Here is an 18,722-nt window from a genome sequence, read left to right as displayed (position 1 = left end):
TCACATTGGCAGAGCACAAAATCCCAGCAACAGCAGAATAACGACGCCAAGGCCGAGTATGAGAACTGTCCTTCCGTCCATGACCTTCACCTTCGACTAGAAGAGCATATCGGAGAACGGCGTCCGTAGCTAGTCAGGCTACCCGGGACCTCTTACTCCCGGGCCTTCCTACAAAGCGCGACAAGTCCCCCGCATGAGAGTATATTGATCATGGTGCAGGTCGCGGTTTGCGTGGGCCAATCATGCGGAACGGCAGCACCGTAAAACGCGACCTTACCGGACCTGGTCTGGAGGAATGGTCATGGCAAGCTTTCACGTAATAGCAGGCGCCAGCGAGACGCTGGAACACACCAGAATTCGAAAAATCGGTGTCTCCGATCTTTTTGATGCGCTCAGGCGTGGCGTCGATGATTTCATGGTCAAGCCGTCGCACATCGTTTTTCTCTGCCTGATCTATCCGATTGCGGGTGTCGTGCTTGCTGTCTGGACATCAGGTAACAACACGCTGCCATTGCTGTTTCCGCTTGTGTCCGGCTTTGCACTGATTGGTCCGTTCGCGGCGATCGGCCTCTATGAGATCAGCCGGCGACGGGAAGCCGGGCTCGACGCCTCGTGGAGGCACGCCTTTGAGGTCAGGAGTTCTCCAGCACTGCCGGCTATTGCAGCGGTCGGCGTCATGCTGCTTGCGATCTTCATCGCCTGGCTTTTGACGGCCCAGATATTCTACCAGACCCTGTTCGGCCCGGCGCCGCCGCAATCGCTGTCCAGTTTCATCAGTGAAATATTTGCCACGGGACGCGGCTGGACGCTCATCATCCTGGGTCACGCCATCGGCTTCGTGTTCGCCGCGGTTGTGTTGTGCACCACGGTCGTCGCATTCCCGTTGTTGCTCGACCGCGATGTCGGCGCCTACGAAGCCATCCACACCTCGGTGCGCGTTGTCCTGGCCAACCCGATCGTGATGGCCGTGTGGGGCCTTATCGTCGCCGTCGCCCTGATCGTCGGCTCGCTGCCAGTGTTCGCCGGGTTGGCAGTCGTGCTGCCGATCCTTGGTCATGCGACCTGGCATGTCTATCGGAAAGTTGTGGAATCGCCGCCGGCCACCAGACCGTGAGCTGAAAAAAACCAGCCCTGCGCGCACCGGTGAAAGTGCCGGTGCGGGCAGGTGGGGCAGAGCTTTCAATAGGCCGGGTGGCTGAAACGGGCCTGGCGCGCGTCCTTTGTCAGGTCGCGAAAATCCCTGCCGCTCACATGCACCAGCGTCCTATGATCACCGCCCTCGAAATAGATTTCGGGAGCGTCGCCGAGGCTTTCATCGAGGACCACTGGCACATCATAGGCAGCGCCGATCGGTGGCACAGCGCCGACATCGCAATCGCCGAACAACGAGACCACCTCGTCTTCGGAGGCAAGTCCAAGAGGCTTCTCCATGACATCCTGCAATGTCGCGAGTTCTATCCTGTGCGTGCTTGGAACCACGGCGAGCGCGTAGCCACGGTCGTGGTGAACGACCACCGATTTGGCCATTATGCTGCCAGGCACATGTGCCGCAATGGCGGATTGTCTGCTTGTCGCCGTGCGGTGATGCTCGACGGTGTCGTAGGAAATTCCTTTCCTATCGATGAAGTCCTTCAGTCTGGTTGCGATGGTCATCTTGGGCGCCCCTTGCTGGTGTTCGCGACGCATGTGGAAACGCCGGCATCGCCTGTCGTTTCCGATACCAACAGAAATGGACCAGTCGTGGATTGTTTCAAGGCGAAGGCTCCAGGACCGGACGGCCCGGATCCGGATTGTATGTCAGGGCCCGGCTCCGAAAAACGCCATTCGGGTGAGAAGCGTGTAGTCCGCTTCGAAGACCATCATCGTCACGAACACCAGAACCAGCACCGGCGGCAGGATAATTGCATATGCCAGTGCCAGCCGTTCCCAGGCCATGTGCATGAAGATGGCGACGATCAGTCCTGCCTTGAGGATCATGAAGATCAGGATCAGCGACCATCTGAGATAGCCGTGGAGACCGAAATAGTCGACCAGATAGGAGCAGGTGCTGAGGATGAACAACCACGCCCAGACCACCAGATAGAGCTTGATCGGGTGCTCCTGATGAACCTCCGCCGGGGTAACGCCGGTCGTCGTCGCATCATGGGTACGGGCGCTGTCCAGTGCGTGTTGTCCCAGGCCGTTTGCGGTTGCTTCAGCCATGTCCTGCCTCTCACCAAAGATAGAAAAATGCGAAAATGAACACCCAGACCAGGTCGACGAAATGCCAGTAAAGCCCCATGATTTCGACGTTCTCGTAGCGGCCCCTTCGGCTGGTGAAGAAGCCGGGCCGTCCGACATCGTAATCCCCGCGCCAGACCTTTCGCGCCACGATGATCAGGAAGATCACCCCGATCGTCACGTGCGTGCCGTGGAAGCCGGTGATCATGAAAAAGGATGCGCCGAACTGGGCAGCGCCCCAGGGATTGCCCCAAGGCCGCACGCCCTCGGTGATCAGCTTGGTCCATTCGAAGGCCTGCATGCCGACGAAGGTCGCGCCGAGTGCTGCGGTCAAGAGCATCAGCACTGCCGTCTTGCGGCGGTCGCGGCGGTAGCCGAAATTGACCGCCATGGCCATCGTTCCGCTGCTCGAGATCAGCACGAAGGTCATGATGGCGATAAGGATCAGTGGAATGTCGGAGCCACCGATGCGCAGGGCGAAGACCTCGCTCGGATTGGGCCACGGCACACGTGTTGAGATACGCGCGGTCATGTAGGAGAGCAGGAAGCAGCCGAAGATGAACGTGTCGCTGAGCAGGAAGATCCACATCATGGCCTTGCCCCAGGACACGTTTTTGAACGCCCGCTGATCCGAGGACCAGTCGGCGGCGATGCCTTGCCAGCCTGCGGGCCGCGGCTCTGTTCGGCCGATGTGGGCCAGTGTCGTCTCTGCCATCCGCCCGTTCCTCCTAGGTCAGCAACCCTCGGCAAATGTCGATTAAAGTCGAAGCCCAGCCGGCCAGAAGCGCAAAGATGGCGAGCCAGACGAAAAGCAGGAAATGCCAGTACATGGCGCACAGCTCGACACTGAGGCGAAGCCGCTGCGGCTGCGCTCCGTTCCAGGCGCCGACGCTCGTTCTGCCCAGCCCGACCAGTCCTCCCAGTATATGCAGGCCATGCATTCCCGTTAGCAGGTAGAAGAAGCTGTTGGCCGGATTGGATGCCAGAAAATAGCCATCCGCACTCAGTTCCCGCCATGCCACAAGCTGTCCAATCAGGAAGACGAGCGCCGTGAGTCCAGCGGTGGCGAGGCCGAGCCTGACCATATCCACTTGACCCTTGCGCACCGCGAGCGAAGCGCACTGTATCGCGATGCTGCTCAAGACCAGTACGCCGGTGTTAAGCCAGAGCAGGGGCGGGATGGGCAGCGGCCGCCAATCCGACAGCGCCATGCGCATGAAGTAAGCACTGGTGAACAGCGCGAACAGGCAGCCGACGACGGCAAGGAAGACGCCGAGACCGATCTTTGCGGTCGGCAGCGCCGATCGGTCCAGAGCGACAAAATCCCCGATCATACCTTGCTCGAGCCACGGCTTCGTCATTAGCCGCTGATGGGAAAGCCACCACCCGGCAATACCGGCGATCACGAGCAGGAAGACCAGGATTACGCTCATGCCGGCTCCCTGGAGGGCGCGAAGGAGCCCGGAACGTTTTGCGGTATGAAGTCCTCCTTGGCTCCCGGTACGCTGTAGTCATAGGCCCAGCGATAGACGATCGGCAGATCCTTGCCGAAATTGCCGTGGGCGGGCGGTGTTTCGGGCGTCTGCCACTCGAGCGTCGTTGCCCGCCACGGATTGCCGCCAGCCTCACGGCCATGGCGGATGCTCCAGATGAGATTAAACAGAAACACAATCTGAGCAAAACCGACTATAAAAGCCATGATGCTGATAAACGAGTTCAGGTGGTGGGCCGATTCCGTCATGATCGTCATGTCGGTCAATTCGTTGTACCGCCGCGGCACGCCCATCAAGCCGAGATAGTGCATGGGAAAGAAGATCAGATAGGCGCCGAGGAAGGTGACCCAGAAATGGAACCGGCCCAGTGTCTCGTTCAGCATCCGGCCGGTGACCTTCGGATACCAGTGATAGATCGCGCCGAAGATTACGATGATCGGGGCAACCCCCATGACCATATGGAAATGGGCGACGACGAACATCGTGTCCGAAAGCGGAACGTCGACGACGACATTGCCAAGAAATAGCCCAGTCAACCCGCCATTGACGAAGGTGACGATGAAGGCCAAGGCAAAAAGCATCGGTATGGTGAGGTGGATGTCGCCGCGCCACAGCGTCAGCACCCAATTGTAGACCTTGATGGCTGTTGGGACGGCGATGATCAATGTCGTTGTGGCGAAGAAAAAGCCGAAATAGGGATGCATGCCACTGACATACATGTGGTGCGCCCAGACCACGAAGCTCAGCGCGCCGATGCCGACGATGGCCCAGACCATCATGCGGTAGCCGAAGATGTTCTTGCGCGCATGGGTGCTGATCAGGTCGGATACGATGCCGAAGGCCGGAAGCGCCACGATGTAGACCTCCGGATGGCCGAAGAACCAGAACAGATGCTGGAACAGGATCGGGCTGCCGCCGCCGTGCTGCAACTGTTCGCCCATCTCGACGATCGCCGGCATGAAGAAGCTGGTGCCGAGCGCCCGGTCGAGCAGCATCATCACGCAGGCGACGAACAGCGCCGGGAAGGCGAGCAGTGCCATGACGGTGGCGGTGAAAATACCCCAGACAGTAAGCGGAAGGCGCATCAGCGTCATGCCGCGCGTGCGCCCCTGCAGCACCGTCACGACATAGTTCAAGCCGCCCATGGTAAAGCCGACGATGAACAGGATCAGCGAGACAAGCATCAGGATGATGCCCCAGTCCTGGCCGCCTGGCGTACCGGTCATGATCGCCTGCGGCGGATAGAGCGTCCAGCCGGCACCCGTCGGTCCGCCGGGCGCAAAGAAGCTCGACACCAGGACCAGCACGGCGAGCAGATAGATCCAGTAGCTCAGCATGTTGACATAGGGAAAGACCATGTCGCGAGCACCAACCATCAACGGGATCAGATAGTTGCCGAAGCCGCCCAGGAAGAGTGCCGTGAGCAGGTAGATCACCATGATCATGCCGTGCATGGTGATGAACTGGTAGTAGGCTTCCGGGGTGATGAAGTCGAATGTGCCGGGGAAGCCGAGTTGCAGCCGCATCAGCCAGGATAGCACCAGCGCGACCATGCCGATCGCTGTCGCCGTCGCCGAATACTGGATGGCGATGACCTTGGCGTCCTGCGAGAAAACGTATTTCGTCCACCAGCTGTGCGGATGGTAGAGTTCCATTTCCGCGACTTCGGCCGGCGGTACCGCATCTGCAGGTGTGATATCGACCATAGGAACACCTCCGTGCCCTTCTCGGCCAGCCCGACAGTTCGGACTTGCCGCATTAACTTCAATCCCGACGGCGCGCCGTCGTTCCGGTTTCCTACTCTGCCGAGCCCATCTGCTGGGGCGCGGACAGCTGCGCAAAAGTCTGCTGCTGGCCAAGCCACGCCAGATAGTCTTCCTGAGTATCGACCATGACCACGCCATGCATCATCGGATGTCCCTGGCCGCAGAGTTCGGCACACAGGACCTGGAAGGTTCCGGTCTTGGTCGGAGTGAACCAGAAATAGGTGACCGAGCCCGGGATCATGTCCATCTTGGCGCGGAATTCCGGCACGTAGAAATCGTGCAGCACATCGATCGAGCGGAGCAGCATCTTGACCGGTTTGCCTACCGGGAGGTGCAGGTCGGCCGCTTCCACTACGACATCGTCCTGACCGTTGGCATCGGTGGCGATGACGCCGAGTGGATTTTCAGCGTTGACGTCGCGAGTGTCGGATGTGCCGAGCTTGCCGTCCTTGCCGGGGAGGCGGAAACTCCATTGCCACTGCTGGCCGACGACTTCGACCTCGGTTGCGTCGCTTGGAACGGTAACGAACCGGCTCCAGACGAACAGGCCTGGAACGAGCAAAGCGGTGACACCAACCGCGGTGACGACCGTCAGCCAGGATTCGAGCCGCCTGTTCTCAGGTTCGTATGCCGCCTGATTGCCTTCCCGATGACGGAAGCGGAAGACGCAATAGGCCATGAAAAGAACCACGGCGGCGAAGACGACACCGGTGATCCAGAAAGTTATGATGATGGTGTTGTCGATATAGTCCCAGTTCGAGGCAATCGGCGTCCACCACCATGGGCTCAGGAAGTGGAACAACACCGAGCCCACGACTATCAGAACGAGTACAAGCGCAACGGCCATGTCCCGGTTCCTCCCGGTATTCCAAGCGGCGCAAGCCGTCCCGGGAAATACCAAGTGCATCATAACTTGATTTGCGATGAAAATTCTAGAGCCGGCTGTGGGAAGGGCAAAAATACCATTTCGCGGCGCTGGCGGTCCTTCGGTTCGGCGGTGATCAGCGGCAGGCCCTCATCTATTTCCAGCTCACCCGCCCGATGCGGCCACGCGGCAAACATCGTCAGCGTGGAGTAGCCGGCAATGGCGGGCACGCCGAATGCGCCTAGCAGAACCACCGGAACGGCGATCGTCGGGGATCCCTCCACCTGCTCGACCGACAGCTCGAGGAAGGGAGTGGAGCCACTTTATTGGCCGGCAGATGTCACCCGCCAAACTGTGTTGCCGACGTCGTCGGCGATGAGCAGGGCCCCGGTTTTGTCGACAGCCAGGCCGACAGGCCGGCCGCGCGCCTTGTTGTCCTTGTCCAGGAAGTCAGTCACCACGTCGGTAGCGACGCCGCTCGGACGGCCGCCGCTGAATGGTACGAAAACTACCTTGTAGCCATTGAAGCGCGTGCGGTTCCAGCTGCCATGCTCGCCAACGAAGGCGCCGCCGCGATATGCCTCGGGAAGGCTGGTTGCCGCATAGAAGGCCAGCCCCAGAGGGGCGACGTGGGAACTCAGTGCATAATCCGGAACGATCGCTTTTGCGACCAGGTCCGGACGTTGGGGCATGACGCGGGGATCGAGATGCTGGCCGTAATAGCTGTATGGCCATCCGTAGAAGCCGCCATCCTTTACCGAGGTCAGATAATCCGGCACGAGATTGGGGCCGAGCTCGTCGCGTTCATTGATCACTGCCCAGAGCGCCCCGGTCTGCGGCTCCCAGCTCAGGCCGTTTGGATTGCGCAAACCGCTGGCGAAAATGCGCGACCGGCCGGTGGCCCTGTCTACCTGCCAGATGGCGGCGCGGTTCTTCTCCGCCTCGATGCCGTTTTCGGCGACGTTGCTGTTCGAGCCGATGCCGACATAGAGCAGCGAGCCGTCGGGGCTTGCCACCAGGCTCTTCGTCCAATGGTGGTCGATCGGGCCGCCGGGCAGGGCGGTTAGCGGCGTCCCGGGCGCGGTGATCTTTGTGTCACCGGTGTTGTAGGGATAGCGGACGATGGAGTCGGTATTGGCGACGTAGAGATCGCTTCCCACCAGCGCCACGCCAAAGGGGGAGTTCAGGTGGTCGAGGAATACGCTGGTCAGCTCCGGCTTGCCATCGCCATCGGCGTCGCGCAGCAGCGTAATGCGGTTGCTTGGGCCGCTGTCGCCGCCCGAGGTGACCCAGGATTCGATCCAGCCCATCACCAAATCCTTGGGCCGTTTGATCGGTTCGCCACCCGGCGCCTTGGACTCGACCACCAGCACGTCGCCATTGGGCAGCACATAAAGCGACCGCGGATGCTGCAAGCCGTGGGCAAAAGCCTGGATCTGCAGCCCCTGCGCGACTGTCGGCTTCTCGTCGCTATTCCATCCGACCACGGAAGCGAGATGCATGGGCGGGAAGAAATATTGGATCGGGTCCGGCAGTTTTGGATTCGGCCCTATCTGACTGCTGGGGTCCGGGTCGTTGCCGCTGCACGCTGCAAGAGTGATCGCCGCAGTGCAAACGAGGACGGACACCGCGATGCGCCTGGTCTGACCGATGGAGCTTGCTATGCGCATCAATCCGCCACTCCGACGTGATGCCGGTACACCATGGACCAGCCCAGCCAACCAGTGAAGATGAGGACGAGCACGACAACCGCCGAGAGGATCAAGCCTGTAGGAACGATGGAGGTCCATGCATCGCGGGTGTGCACGAGCATGTTGATGATGGATAACGCCAGCGCCAGAAGATTGCCGAGCACGTGCGGCCAGGCGGGGGGCTGTGCCCTTATCAGCGGATTGGCCAGGAAATCGATCAGCCCCGCGATCGCTGCTAGGCAGCCCATGATCACGCCGACGGTAACCAGCCAAGCGGAGAAGTCAGCCCACATCATCTCCGCTGTTCGCCAATAGGCTAGATCCGTCAGCAGGGTGCCGACGAAGCAGGCGATCGGAAATGGCACGAGCATCGGATGAATAGGATGTCCCGCAATCCTGGCCGTCGAACGCGGATTGTCACCGACCATAATGCGCCATCCTTCCTATTCTCGTCCAAACAAACGCCGCCTACCCGGCCTCCGGCGGCTGTTGCCGAGAGACCGGCAGACGACCGATAGATCCGTCAGGCCCAAAAAAGGGCGCTGGCTGGCTGCGCCTGTTAGGCGGCGGACTGGGTCGGCGGGTTCTGATACATCATCCAGAGCTCGATCGCCGCCAGCACGGCGACCAGAATGCCGATCACGACATGCACGGTCATCGCCGTGGTCGCCTGGAATCCAAGCACCCAGGGCGATGCGAGAACCCACAGTCCGACGACCAGGTTCACCCACTCTTCCCACACGGCAAATGCTGCGAGGGCGGCAACCGAAAGCACGACAATCAAGATTCCGCTGCCGAGGGCGTTCTGCGTCTGCGGGCCTGCCGCAAAGGTGAAGATCCAGGGGGAGAAGAACAGAATTGCCCCAAGGATCAGGTTGGCTACGTCACAGAGCCTGGCGTTTGTCCACTGGTTCATGGCATCCTCCATAGGGAGCGTTTATGGCTCCCGAGTTCGGCAAGGTGGTGCCTGAGTTCGGCGAGATGCGCCCGAAGCCGCTCACTCCGTGTCACGGTAGTGCCCTGCCCGGCTGGAATTCCGCATCTGGCGGTACTCCAGCCAAATCCGGCTATCTAACTGAATTCCGGGCTTTATGTTCCATTCGGCACCGGCACGCCTGGATCACTTGGTGGTGATCGAGCGATCCAAAGCTGCCTGTCAGGGGGCGGCGGGGCGGCGGCGCGTAGCTCATTCTGTCTTTTTATCGAGCCGGTGAAACATTTCTCATGGATCGCAGTTCTTGGATGCAGAGGAGTTGAATAAGGGAAACCTGATTGCACGGGAGGAGCACGGACGGCACAACTATAAATACGCTCTGCATAGAATACTTCGCAACGGGAAGCTCTCGCTTGTCTTGGTTGCCGCCGAAGCTTGTTTGAAAGACGGCGATCGCCGCCGAAAAGATTTTCTAAATGAAAATAGCCCAGATCGCACCGCTAACCGAATCCGTGCCGCCCCGAACCTACGGTGGAACCGAGCGAATTGTTTCGTATCTGACCGAAGAACTTGCCCGACAGGGCCACGAGGTGACGCTGTTCGCCAGCGCCGATTCTCGTACCTCAGCCGAGCTGGTGCCGTGTTGCGACGTCGCGCTGCGCCTGAACCCCAGGGTCCAGGACGGTGGTCCGCACCATGTTATGATGCTTGAACGGGTGCGCCGGCGAGCCGGTGAATTCGACGTTTTGCATTTCCACGTCGATGTTCTGCACTTCCCCATAATTCGGGATTTTGCCAGACGAACGGTTACCACGCTTCACGGCAGGCTCGACCTGCCCGATCTGGCGCAGCTTTATGCGATGTTTGACGACGTTCCCCTGGTCTCGATTTCCTTCGACCAGCGCCGGCCCATGCCGCCCGTCAATTGGGTTGGAACCGTGCATCATGGCCTACCCCGCGATCTTCTGCCGTTCCACCCGAACACCTCCGGCTATCTTGCGTTTCTCGGTCGCATCTCGCCGGAAAAGGGGCCGGAAGCGGCCATACAAATAGCGGCGCGGGCCGGGTTTCCCCTGAAGATCGCCGCCAAAATCGACAAGGTGGACCAGTCGTTCTGGAAGGAAAGGGTCGAGCCGCAAGTGCTGCGGCATTCGAACGTGGAGTTCATTGGCGAGATCGATGAGCGGCAAAAGGCGGATTTTCTGGGCAATGCGAAAGCGCTTTTGTTTCCGATCGACTGGCCGGAACCCTTCGGTCTCGTAACGATCGAAGCAATGGCCTGCGGTACGCCGGTGGTTGCGTTCCGGCGTGGCGCCGTCCCGGAGATCATCGATGACGGTGTGTCCGGATGGATCGTGGATACGGTGGAGGAAGCCGTGGGCGCGCTCCGGCGCATAGACAGCCTCGATCGCGCACGAGTGCGGCAGACGTTCGAGAAGCGGTTCACGGTCGAGCGCATGTGCAGCGATTATCTGGCACTCTACCGAGCACTCACGAGCGGCACGGCAGACGCAGTTGCCCCCACAAACGAGCTCTCCAGAAATATCGCGATGGTGGCTGTGCCGGGCTGAGGAACCGACTGATCCACATACAGACCACGACGGCGGAGTCCGGGAGCGCCTGCGGGGTCTTGTCGCCGGGCGCGGCGATCGCGCCAGAAGCCTTTGATCAGCAGCAAGCCTTCCCGGGACTAATGCTTTCGCGAGCGGCGTCGTACTGCCGCCCGGTCCGGATTGACGCGCGCTACTTTCGCTGCAAAGGTGCTTTAACGACTTGTTTACCATGCGTCGGTCAGGGGTGGGGGAATTTGGAACGGTTTCTGGGCGCGAACCGCCTTAATTGGGATGATCGGGCCGAACTGCACTCGACCGACACAACGGGCAGCTACCACATCGAGAATGTGCTGGCCGGCGGATCCAATCTCTATGAGCTGGAAACGCGCGAGCTCGGCGATATCGCCGGCAAGGATATCGTCCACCTGCAGTGTCACATCGGTCTTGACACGATCAGCTTGAAGAATCTCGGCGCAGGCAGCGTGACCGGGCTCGACTTTTCACCGACGGCGATCGTGGCGGCGCGGGATTTTGCTGCGAAGGCAGGCACCGACGTGCGCTTCGTGGAAGCGCCACTGTTCGAGGCGGTGGAAGCGCTCGGCCGGACCTTTGATATCGCTTACGTTACCTGGGGTTCGGTAAACTGGCTGGACGACGTGTTCCGTTGGGCGCGGGTGGTTGCCGATCTTCTGCGACCCGGCGGCCGCCTCTACATGGCCGAGGGCCATCCATTGCTGTTTCAGTGCGATCGAAAGGCCGCGGCCCTGGAATTGAAGCACGACTGGCGAACGCCGATAGCTCGGCCGCTCGCCTGGAACGAGGAACTGACCTACACCGGCGATGATCGCATCTTGAAGCATCCTCGCTATTATGAATGGATCCACCCGATCAGTGACGTGGTGAATGCGCTGATTTCAGCTGGTCTGACGCTCGATTTTCTCAATGAGCATGACACGGTTTCGTGGCAGCACTTTTCATTTGCCGTGCGGGCCGGCAAGGATATGTACGGCTTGCCGGAGAACTCTCCCAAGATACCGATGGCTTATTCCATTGGCGCGACGAAGCGCAGCGTCGGCAAGATACCATACCTTGTGTCTCCCAAGGCGATTGAGGGGCACTAGTCCAGGTCAACGCTCCAGAGTACCCGGGTCGGAGCGTCGACTTGTGCAATCGCGCTCGCGCTCCTCGATCTTCCGAGCAAGCCAGGTCTAGCCGGCCTCTCTCTCGGTCCGCTTCCACAGACGAGCGCCTTGAGATGAGCAGATCTCCTCGCGAATGGTCGACAGACGCTGGATCGCCGGCGCCAGCGCATCTCAATCAGTGGGACCATGGCAGTGGAAGTCGGCAGCTGGCTCCAACCGCTCGGGCCTGCAACATCAGCAACGGTCGGAAGTGCAAAAGCTCTAAGGAGCGTGAAGGTCAAATTAAACATTGAAAGCTAATGTTCCTCATCGGGTCGACCCGAAAACCTGAAATGGCACTTGAGGAATCGCCTATTGGCTTTTTTCCGCGCTAGGTTCGGCGGCATCAAGGAGGTCGTCTTTTCGTCGGCAAATATTCCGGCGGCGATCGCGCTTGTCGTCATACTTATCAGCGCTGCGTTCGCGGAGCACCAGAACAAAGTCGTCTCGGACCAGGCCGTCCGTTCGGACGTGCTGACCAAGGTCAACCTCATCCGCGCCAAGCTCGAAGGCAATATCAACGGAAACCTTCAACTCGTGCGTGGATTGGTCTCCGCGGTCGTGACCGAGCCCTATATGGGACAGCAACGCTTCGCCTCACTCGCGAGCAATCTGTTTGGCGCCGACTCGCAATTGAACAATATTGCCGGCGCGCCCGATCTGGTCGTTTCCCTGATGTACCCGATGGAGGGTAACGAGCAGGCGATGGGCCTGGACTACCGCAAGAACGAACGACAGCGTGCGGCTGCGCTAAGGGCGCGAGACGAACGCAAGCTGGTGCTTGCTGGCCCCGTCGAGCTGAAGCAGGGAGGACAAGGCTTCATCGGCCGCTTTCCGGTTTTCGTGCGGAGCGCGGGCAATACGGAAAGGTTCTGGGGCATCATTTCCGCCGTTGTCGACGTGCAGCGTCTTTATCGGGCGAGCGGGCTGCTTGACGACGATCTCGGGATTGACATAGCGCTGATCGGCAGGGACGCTCTCGGCCAAAATGGAGACCAATTCTACGGTAGTGAGCGGATCAGCAAAAGCGATCCGGTGACAGCCGACGTTGTGCTCCCGTCCGGTTCGTGGCAAATCGCGGCCATTCCCAAAAATGGCTGGCCTTCGACGCCAAGCAACGCATGGTTGTTGCGCGCTATCATGGCGACGGCCGGAGCCTTGGTTGTGTTCCCTTTCCTGGTCACAGGCCGCCTGATTGGCGAAAGACAGCGCAATTATGCGGAATTGCGTCGATTGTCACGACGCTTGGAACTCGCCCTGGAAGCTTCGGCTATTGGGGTTTGGGAACACGATCTCGCGACCAACGAGCTTACGTGGGATGATCGCGTCAACGAAATATATGGCAAACCAACCGGCGAGCACCGGGGCTATCCAGACTGGGCGGGAGCAATCCACCCAGATGATTTGGCTGGCGCCAACGCGGACTTCGACAGGGCGGTGGCCAGCGGACGACCATATTTGTCGGAGTACCGGATTGTGCGTCAGGATGGCGAGATCCGTCATGTCCGGTCCAAGGCGATCGTTTACCGGGTCGCAAACGACACCCCAAAAATGATCGGCGCGGAATGGGACGTGACTTCCGACGTCCTGCTGAACAAGGATCTGGTTCGTGCAAAACAGCTGTCCGAGTCGAAAAATGCAGAACTCGAGTCAGCCAAAGCGCGCATAGAGCACATCGCGCTTCATGATTCGCTGACCGGCTTGCCCAACCGGCGTTACCTCGACCAGGTACTGGAACATTACGCGGCAAACGCCAGGCGCTCAGGCGGGCACGCGGCACTGCTTCACATAGATCTGGATCGGTTCAAGCACATCAACGATACGCTGGGCCACGCCGCCGGTGACGCGATGTTGGTTCACGCGTCAACCGTGCTCAGGTCGAAGGTCGGCGACGAGGGATTCGTCGCCCGTATCGGGGGAGACGAATTCATCGTTCTGTGCGTGGTGCGCGACGATACCAAGCAGCTGGCGCTGCTCGCCGACCGCGTCATCAGCCAGATGCGCGAACCGGTCTACTATCAGGGTCATCGATGCCGTTTTGGTGTCAGCGTGGGAATCGCTGTCGACAACGGAAAAGATGTCGAAGCCAAACACCTGCTGGTGAACGCCGATATCGCGCTTTACCGAGCAAAGGGGCGGGGGCGCAATCGATACGAATTCTTCACCGACGCGATGCAAAGCGAAATCGTCGATACCAAGCGGATTGCCGACGAAATTCTCGGCGGCCTCGAGCGCAACGAGTTCATCCCGTTCTACCAGCCCCAATTTGACGCAAAGACGCTCGAAATCGTTGGGGTTGAGGCGCTGGCGAGGTGGAAACATCCAATAAAGGGTATTTTGGCGCCCGACGTCTTCCTGAGAATTGCAGAAGAACTGAACGTTGTCTCGATCATCGACCAAGCCATATTGAAGCAATCGCTTTCGGATTTCGAAGCGTGGTCCGCTGCAAAACTTCACATTCCGCGGGTGTCGGTCAATGTCTCGGCCAGGCGCCTTCAGGATGAGGAGCTCATCAAGAGCCTGCGAGAACAAAATATCAAGAAGGGAACAGTTTCGTTTGAGCTTGTCGAGTCGATTTTCCTGGACGAGAACGACGACCTTGTCACGTGGAACATCGAGCAGATAAAAGAACTGGGGATTGACATCGAAATAGACGATTTTGGTACCGGTTACGCTTCGATGGTCAGTTTGCTGAAGTTGCAGCCGCGCCGGCTGAAGATAGATCGGCAGCTGGTCACCCCAATCGTCAAATCGCCGCAGAGAAGGCAGGTTGTCTCGTCGATCATTGAAATCGGCAAGTCGCTGGGTATCGAGGTCGTGGCGGAAGGCGTCGAGACGATGCAGCATGCGCGGCTACTCAAGGGCCTGGGCTGCGACATATTGCAGGGTTATGCCTTCGGCCACGCGTTCGATTCCGAGGGACTTAAGACCTTTGTCCGATCGCGACGCCTGCGCACGGCCAGCTGAGCCTCGGCGCCAGAATTTATCGAGCCGACCGCCTTCACGTTGCGGTACATAGGCGCACAGCGGACAAAGCTGAAGACAACGCCAAACCTCAGATCAGCAGCAGGCCCTTCATGCTGGAGTGGCCTTTCCTGCCGATGATGATGTGGTCGTGAACGGCAATACCAAGCGGTTTGGCCGTCTCGATGATCAGCTTGGTCATCTCGATGTCGGCGCGCGACGGCGTCGGGTCTCCCGACGGATGGTTATGCGCCAGAATGATCGCCGTGGCGGAGAGCTCCAAGGCGCGCCTGACCACCTCGCGCGGATAGACCGGTGTGTGGTCGACGGTGCCGACCTGCTGGACTTCGTCGGCGATCAGCGCGTTTTTCTTGTCGAGGAACAGGATGCGGAACTGCTCGCGCTCCTCGAAGGCCATCACCGACCGGCAGTATTCGAGAACCTGCGTCCAGGTCGACAACAGCTCGCGGCCGGCGATCTCGCCGCGCGCCATGCGCTGCGCCGTTGCCGCAACCACCTTGAGGTCGAGCGCAACCGCCGGGCCGATGCCCTTCACCTCCTGCAGGCGCTCGACGGGCGCACCGAGGACCTCGGCCAATGTTCCGAAGCGTGCCAGCAATGCCTTGGCGACCGGCTTGGTGTCGGCGCGCGGGATCAGCCGAAACAATAAAAGCTCGAGCAGCTCGTAGTCGGGGAGGGTGTTGGCACCGGCGGCGAAGCGCTCGCGCAGGCGGTCGCGATGGCCGAGATAATGCGGCTTGTCGGCGGCCACCGCCTTCGCGGGCGATCGCACTGGCCTTTCGGGAAAGAAGGCCCGCTCGTCGTTGTCACCGTTCATGGCTGCCCCACCCAGCATTTGCCGGGCAAGGTAACGCCCGATCTGCCAGACACTAGGCCCGCAGGCCGGGGCGGTCGAGGTTTTTTGGCGACAGCGTGAAGATCTCGCAGCCGGTCTCGGTGACGCCGATCGTGTGCTCGTACTGCGCCGACAGCGAACGGTCGCGCGTCACCGCGGTCCAGCCGTCCGACAGCACTTTCACATGCGGCCGGCCGAGATTGATCATCGGCTCGACGGTGAAGATCATGCCCGGCCGCATCTCGACGCCTTCGCTGGCGCTGCCGTAATGCAGGATATTCGGCGCGTCATGAAACAGCCGGCCAACCCCGTGGCCGCAGAAATCGCGCACCACCGAGCAACGCTCGGCTTCGGCATAGGTCTGGATGGCGGCGCCGATGGCGCCGGTTCGGGCGCCCGGCTTGATTGCCGCGATGCCGCGCATCAGGCACTCATACGTGACTTCGAGCAGCCGCTCCGCGGCACGCTTGATCGTGCCCACCGGATACATGCGCGAGGAGTCGCCATGCCAGCCGTCGAGGATATAGGTGACGTCGATATTGACGATGTCGCCATCCTTCAACGGCTTGTTGTCGGGTATGCCGTGACAGACGACGTGGTTGATCGAGGTGCAGGATGATTTCGTATAGCCACGGTAGTTGAGCGTCGCCGGAAGCGCGCCATGGTCCATCCCGAACTCGAAGACGAAGCGATCAATCGCTTCGGTGGTGACGCCGGGCGCCACAATCGGTACCAGTTCGTCGAGGCAGCGCGCGGTGAGATCGCAAGCCTTGCGCATGCCGACAAAACCTTCCTCGTCGTAAAGACGGATCTGGCCGGTGTTTCTGAGCGGTGCCGTGGCGGCGTCGAGATAGGTGACCATTTTATCCGTCTTGCAGGGATGCGGGGCTGGATGAGCCTCGGCGAGAGAAACCTTCCCAGATTTGGCACTGGAAAGCGCAAGGTTCAAGGACGAACTGCCGGCGACGGGCCGAAGACCGGCGATATTCACGCCTGGGGGCATTCTCCTTGCCTCTAGCGGCCCATACTTCGCTGGGTTCATTGACCACCGTAGTGACGACACATTTCTAGGCGAGAAGCGGCCCAAGCATTAAGCCGCCACGGCAATTTTTTGCGACGAACGGCGTTGCTGCGGGGGTGTCAGTTCGGGAGAGATCGAATGGACAGACTGCAATTCGAGGTGCCGGTGCGGATCGCGCCTGTGCCCGGCCAGCCGGTCGAGGAAATCTACAGTGTCGAGCAGGCGCTCGATTTCCTGCAAACATGGCCGGTTCGCCGGAAGGGACCAACCTACCAGGCCGCGTTCAATGCCTGTTTTGGCGCCACGGTGGACATCGTCGAGACCGAAGACGCATGGCGGGCCTTCATGGCCTTTTGCCGGGTGAGCGGCCTGCTTGCCAGGGACATGATGGTTCCGCGCAAGCGCGGCGGCGAGGCGAGGGGACTGCGGGCTTAGACAGCCTTCGACGAAGTCCTCAGTCGTCTTCGCCTCTTCTTGCCGACACCCCTATCAGAGTGGCGGGTCCAGCAGAGCTGGCGCAGCATCACGCTGGCGATAGACATATGCCAAGTTGAAATGCTGGTACGCCCAAGGGGAATCGAACCCCTGTTACCGCCGTGAAAGGGCGGTGTCCTGACCGCTAGACGATGGGCGCGCTCAGATGTGAGCGCTTATAGTTGCGTCGCGACAAACCGGCAACCCGTCTGCCGCCGGCTGCGACAACTTTTTTCCTTTGGCTCCAAACCGCGTCTTTCCGACAGCCAAGCTGGTTTTTGCGGCATGATGCAACGCCGCCGAAGGGCCTTCGCGGTGACGGAAGATCCTCGCCCTAGCCGCGCCTGCGGCAGCGCCAGTTCCAGTCGCGCTCCGGTCCGACATCGACGTGAACGGATTCGGTGTGGCAGTAGGTGCCGACGCCGCCGCGGCCCGGCATGGTGCGGATGTAGCTCGCCAGTTCCCACTTCGAGACGCCGGGGACCTGGATGTCGGCGGCCGCGCAGTACATGTGCAGCGAATTCTTGGCGCCGTTGGCGCGGCGGTTGCGGGCCGGATCGCGATAGCCGGAGGTGACCGTCATCTTGCGGCCGTAGTGGCCTTCGATCGTCTTCAGCACGCGAACCAGCGACGGCTTCAAGCAGGCGACATCGACGCTTTCGTTCTGTTTCAGGAGGCCGTTGGGCGCCAGCCGGGCGAGGCCGGCGGCGGAGGCGACCTGGTAGGCGCCACCCGAACCTTCGTCTTCGTTGAGATCGACGTCACTCTCATCGTCGAGGCCGGATTTGCGCTTGATCTCGAACAGCGCCGTCTGGCGCACGCCGGGCAGGGCATCGGCCGTGAAGTGGCTGGTATCGCCCGTCGACACCAGCTGCACCGGCTTTTCAGCCGGATCGGCCGAAGCCAGGGTGACGGTGGGTTTTGCCGCAGGCGTCGCCTTGGCCTGCATGACCGTTGGCTGCCCGCCCGATCTGCTGTTGGCCGGCGAAGAAGGTGCCGCCGAAGCAGGCGTGGCGCTGAACAGCGAGGCCAGGAAATTTTTCTTCGGTGCGTAGGCCTGTGGCTGCGGCATCTCGCCGGCGGTCACATAAACCGGGTTGTTCATCGCCGGCGCGGCGGCCTTGGCGTCGGGCTTCGATGCATCAGCACTGTTCTGTGCCTCGGCCTGTTCAGCCGTCTGGGCGTTTGGTTGCAGCGGCTGCGTCGTGTGTGCCGCGATCGTCTCGGCTGCCGTGGGAACGGCGATCGGGAAGCCGGCATCGGGCTTGGCCCCTGGCTTGGCCACTGGCACATAGGCGACCTGCTCGGGAAGGTTGGCGTCACCGTCGGCATTCATCGTCATTTGTGCGGTTATCATCTGCGACGATGATGCAGCCGTGCTGGCCTGGGGCGCACCGGCGGCCGTGCTGATTTCGGTAGCCGAGGTATTATAGCCTGGCATGCCGACCGACATGGTCGGGTCGCCGGCCGAGGTGCAGGACGCCAGGAGCACCGAGAAAAGCGCCGCCACAATGGCGCGGCTTTCTCCCTTCGCGAGGCGCGATCCTGCTGATCTCAAAACAAAATTCCCCCTCGATATCCGACCGGTTCGTCATTGGCGCGGCGTCGAAACGTCTCGTCGAAATGACCCTTGTTCCCCGAACCGGAAACGAGACCTGTGTCAAATCTGCAAGCCTCAAAGTAATTTGGCGGCTAGAGGATGAA

General features: G+C 60.5%; 18 protein-coding genes and 1 tRNA gene. 5 read left to right on the top strand and 14 right to left on the bottom strand.

Annotated elements, in window-relative coordinates:
- The first annotated feature begins 301 nt into the window (after positions 1–301).
- Positions 302–1,114, top strand: a complete 813-nt coding sequence (locus tag NKH28_RS29660; protein WP_023678906.1) for a DUF2189 domain-containing protein — start codon at positions 302–304, stop codon at positions 1,112–1,114.
- 65 nt (positions 1,115–1,179) lie between these two features.
- On the opposite strand, the gene NKH28_RS29655 is transcribed toward NKH28_RS29660, so the two are convergent.
- From NKH28_RS29655 to NKH28_RS29610, 10 genes are all read right to left on the bottom strand, one after another.
- Positions 1,180–1,653 carry an aminoacyl-tRNA deacylase gene (locus tag NKH28_RS29655; RefSeq protein ID WP_352470443.1) on the bottom strand — a complete coding sequence of 158 codons (474 nt, stop codon included), beginning with the start codon at positions 1,651–1,653 and terminating at the stop codon, positions 1,180–1,182.
- A 144-nt stretch (positions 1,654–1,797) separates the two neighbouring features.
- Positions 1,798–2,202 (bottom strand): cytochrome C oxidase subunit IV family protein, encoded by a 405-nt coding sequence (locus NKH28_RS29650; protein WP_352470444.1) that lies wholly within the window; start codon positions 2,200–2,202, stop codon positions 1,798–1,800.
- A 10-nt stretch (positions 2,203–2,212) separates the two neighbouring features.
- Entirely contained in the window at positions 2,213–2,935 is a 723-nt protein-coding gene (locus tag NKH28_RS29645; RefSeq protein ID WP_023678903.1) for a heme-copper oxidase subunit III family protein, read from the bottom strand.
- A gap of 13 nt (positions 2,936–2,948) precedes the next feature.
- Positions 2,949–3,653, bottom strand: a complete 705-nt coding sequence (locus tag NKH28_RS29640; protein WP_352470446.1) for a cytochrome c oxidase subunit 3 — start codon at positions 3,651–3,653, stop codon at positions 2,949–2,951.
- Positions 3,650–5,419, bottom strand: coding sequence for a cytochrome c oxidase subunit I (ctaD, locus tag NKH28_RS29635; protein ID WP_352470447.1), 1,770 nt, complete (start codon positions 5,417–5,419; stop codon positions 3,650–3,652). Before ctaD ends, NKH28_RS29640 begins: the two co-directional genes overlap by 4 nt.
- A gap of 91 nt (positions 5,420–5,510) precedes the next feature.
- A complete protein-coding gene (gene coxB, locus NKH28_RS29630) occupies positions 5,511–6,326 on the bottom strand; it encodes a cytochrome c oxidase subunit II (RefSeq protein ID WP_352500857.1) in 816 nt (271 codons plus the stop codon).
- A 59-nt stretch (positions 6,327–6,385) separates the two neighbouring features.
- A complete protein-coding gene (locus NKH28_RS29625; protein WP_352567649.1) occupies positions 6,386–6,574 on the bottom strand; it encodes a hypothetical protein in 189 nt (62 codons plus the stop codon).
- A gap of 93 nt (positions 6,575–6,667) precedes the next feature.
- Entirely contained in the window at positions 6,668–8,014 is a 1,347-nt protein-coding gene (locus tag NKH28_RS29620; RefSeq protein WP_352500855.1) for a PQQ-dependent sugar dehydrogenase, read from the bottom strand.
- Positions 8,014–8,463, bottom strand: coding sequence for a DUF2231 domain-containing protein (locus NKH28_RS29615; RefSeq protein WP_352470450.1), 450 nt, complete (start codon positions 8,461–8,463; stop codon positions 8,014–8,016). Before NKH28_RS29615 ends, NKH28_RS29620 begins: the two co-directional genes overlap by 1 nt.
- 131 nt (positions 8,464–8,594) lie before the next feature.
- Positions 8,595–8,951 (bottom strand): SPW repeat protein, encoded by a 357-nt coding sequence (locus tag NKH28_RS29610; RefSeq protein WP_352451366.1) that lies wholly within the window; start codon positions 8,949–8,951, stop codon positions 8,595–8,597.
- A 494-nt stretch (positions 8,952–9,445) separates the two neighbouring features.
- Between NKH28_RS29610 and NKH28_RS29605 the strand changes: the two genes are divergently transcribed.
- The 3 genes from NKH28_RS29605 to NKH28_RS29595 all read left to right on the top strand — a co-directional run bounded on the left by NKH28_RS29605 (position 9,446) and on the right by NKH28_RS29595 (position 14,670).
- The gene (locus NKH28_RS29605; RefSeq protein ID WP_352766772.1) at positions 9,446–10,540 is read left to right on the top strand and encodes a glycosyltransferase family 4 protein; all 1,095 of its coding nucleotides are present in this window, start codon (positions 9,446–9,448) and stop codon (positions 10,538–10,540) included.
- Between the two features lie 59 nt (positions 10,541–10,599).
- Positions 10,600–11,643 (top strand): class I SAM-dependent methyltransferase, encoded by a 1,044-nt coding sequence (locus NKH28_RS29600; RefSeq protein WP_352685540.1) that lies wholly within the window; start codon positions 10,600–10,602, stop codon positions 11,641–11,643.
- Positions 11,644–12,090: 447 nt separating this feature from the next.
- Positions 12,091–14,670 (top strand): bifunctional diguanylate cyclase/phosphodiesterase, encoded by a 2,580-nt coding sequence (locus tag NKH28_RS29595; protein WP_352819184.1) that lies wholly within the window; start codon positions 12,091–12,093, stop codon positions 14,668–14,670.
- An 88-nt stretch (positions 14,671–14,758) separates the two neighbouring features.
- Here NKH28_RS29595 and radC read toward each other — a convergent pair whose 3' ends face one another.
- Together radC and map are read right to left on the bottom strand one after the other, a co-directional pair.
- A complete protein-coding gene (gene radC / locus NKH28_RS29590) occupies positions 14,759–15,505 on the bottom strand; it encodes a RadC family protein (protein ID WP_352473920.1) in 747 nt (248 codons plus the stop codon).
- A 52-nt stretch (positions 15,506–15,557) separates the two neighbouring features.
- Entirely contained in the window at positions 15,558–16,385 is an 828-nt protein-coding gene (map, locus tag NKH28_RS29585) for a type I methionyl aminopeptidase (protein WP_352451363.1), read from the bottom strand.
- 297 nt (positions 16,386–16,682) lie between these two features.
- On the opposite strand from map, the gene NKH28_RS29580 reads away from it, so the two are divergent.
- Complete coding sequence (locus NKH28_RS29580) at positions 16,683–16,979, top strand: DUF982 domain-containing protein (RefSeq protein ID WP_023678889.1); 297 nt, start codon at positions 16,683–16,685, stop codon at positions 16,977–16,979.
- 124 nt (positions 16,980–17,103) lie between these two features.
- Here the strand turns inward: NKH28_RS29580 and NKH28_RS29575 are convergent.
- Both NKH28_RS29575 and NKH28_RS29570 read right to left on the bottom strand, forming a co-directional pair.
- A tRNA-Glu gene (locus NKH28_RS29575) sits at positions 17,104–17,178 on the bottom strand.
- Positions 17,179–17,352: 174 nt separating this feature from the next.
- A complete protein-coding gene (locus NKH28_RS29570; protein ID WP_352685557.1) occupies positions 17,353–18,471 on the bottom strand; it encodes a YcbK family protein in 1,119 nt (372 codons plus the stop codon).
- Positions 18,472–18,722 lie beyond the last annotated feature (251 nt).

Origin of the sequence: Mesorhizobium sp. M1227, from assembly GCF_040318315.1 — a bacterium.
In the GTDB taxonomy this organism is placed as follows: domain Bacteria; phylum Pseudomonadota; class Alphaproteobacteria; order Rhizobiales; family Rhizobiaceae; genus Mesorhizobium.
This window is presented reverse-complemented; position numbering and strand designations above follow the sequence as displayed.

Bases quoted from the DNA above. Each gene is read 5' to 3' on its own strand.
- NKH28_RS29660 (WP_023678906.1), top strand. From the start codon at position 302: ATGGCAAGCTTTCACGTAATAGCAGGCGCCAGCGAGACGCTGGAACAC.
- NKH28_RS29655 (WP_352470443.1), bottom strand. From the start codon at position 1,653: ATGACCATCGCAACCAGACTGAAGGACTTCATCGATAGGAAAGGAATT.
- NKH28_RS29650 (WP_352470444.1), bottom strand. From the start codon at position 2,202: ATGGCTGAAGCAACCGCAAACGGCCTGGGACAACACGCACTGGACAGC.
- NKH28_RS29645 (WP_023678903.1), bottom strand. From the start codon at position 2,935: ATGGCAGAGACGACACTGGCCCACATCGGCCGAACAGAGCCGCGGCCC.
- NKH28_RS29640 (WP_352470446.1), bottom strand. From the start codon at position 3,653: ATGAGCGTAATCCTGGTCTTCCTGCTCGTGATCGCCGGTATTGCCGGG.
- ctaD (WP_352470447.1), bottom strand. From the start codon at position 5,419: ATGGTCGATATCACACCTGCAGATGCGGTACCGCCGGCCGAAGTCGCG.
- coxB (WP_352500857.1), bottom strand. From the start codon at position 6,326: ATGGCCGTTGCGCTTGTACTCGTTCTGATAGTCGTGGGCTCGGTGTTG.
- NKH28_RS29620 (WP_352500855.1), bottom strand. From the start codon at position 8,014: ATGCGCATAGCAAGCTCCATCGGTCAGACCAGGCGCATCGCGGTGTCC.
- NKH28_RS29615 (WP_352470450.1), bottom strand. From the start codon at position 8,463: ATGGTCGGTGACAATCCGCGTTCGACGGCCAGGATTGCGGGACATCCT.
- NKH28_RS29610 (WP_352451366.1), bottom strand. From the start codon at position 8,951: ATGAACCAGTGGACAAACGCCAGGCTCTGTGACGTAGCCAACCTGATC.
- NKH28_RS29605 (WP_352766772.1), top strand. From the start codon at position 9,446: ATGAAAATAGCCCAGATCGCACCGCTAACCGAATCCGTGCCGCCCCGA.
- radC (WP_352473920.1), bottom strand. From the start codon at position 15,505: ATGAACGGTGACAACGACGAGCGGGCCTTCTTTCCCGAAAGGCCAGTG.
- map (WP_352451363.1), bottom strand. From the start codon at position 16,385: ATGGTCACCTATCTCGACGCCGCCACGGCACCGCTCAGAAACACCGGC.
- NKH28_RS29580 (WP_023678889.1), top strand. From the start codon at position 16,683: ATGGACAGACTGCAATTCGAGGTGCCGGTGCGGATCGCGCCTGTGCCC.
- NKH28_RS29570 (WP_352685557.1), bottom strand. From the start codon at position 18,471: ATGTCGGTCGGCATGCCAGGCTATAATACCTCGGCTACCGAAATCAGC.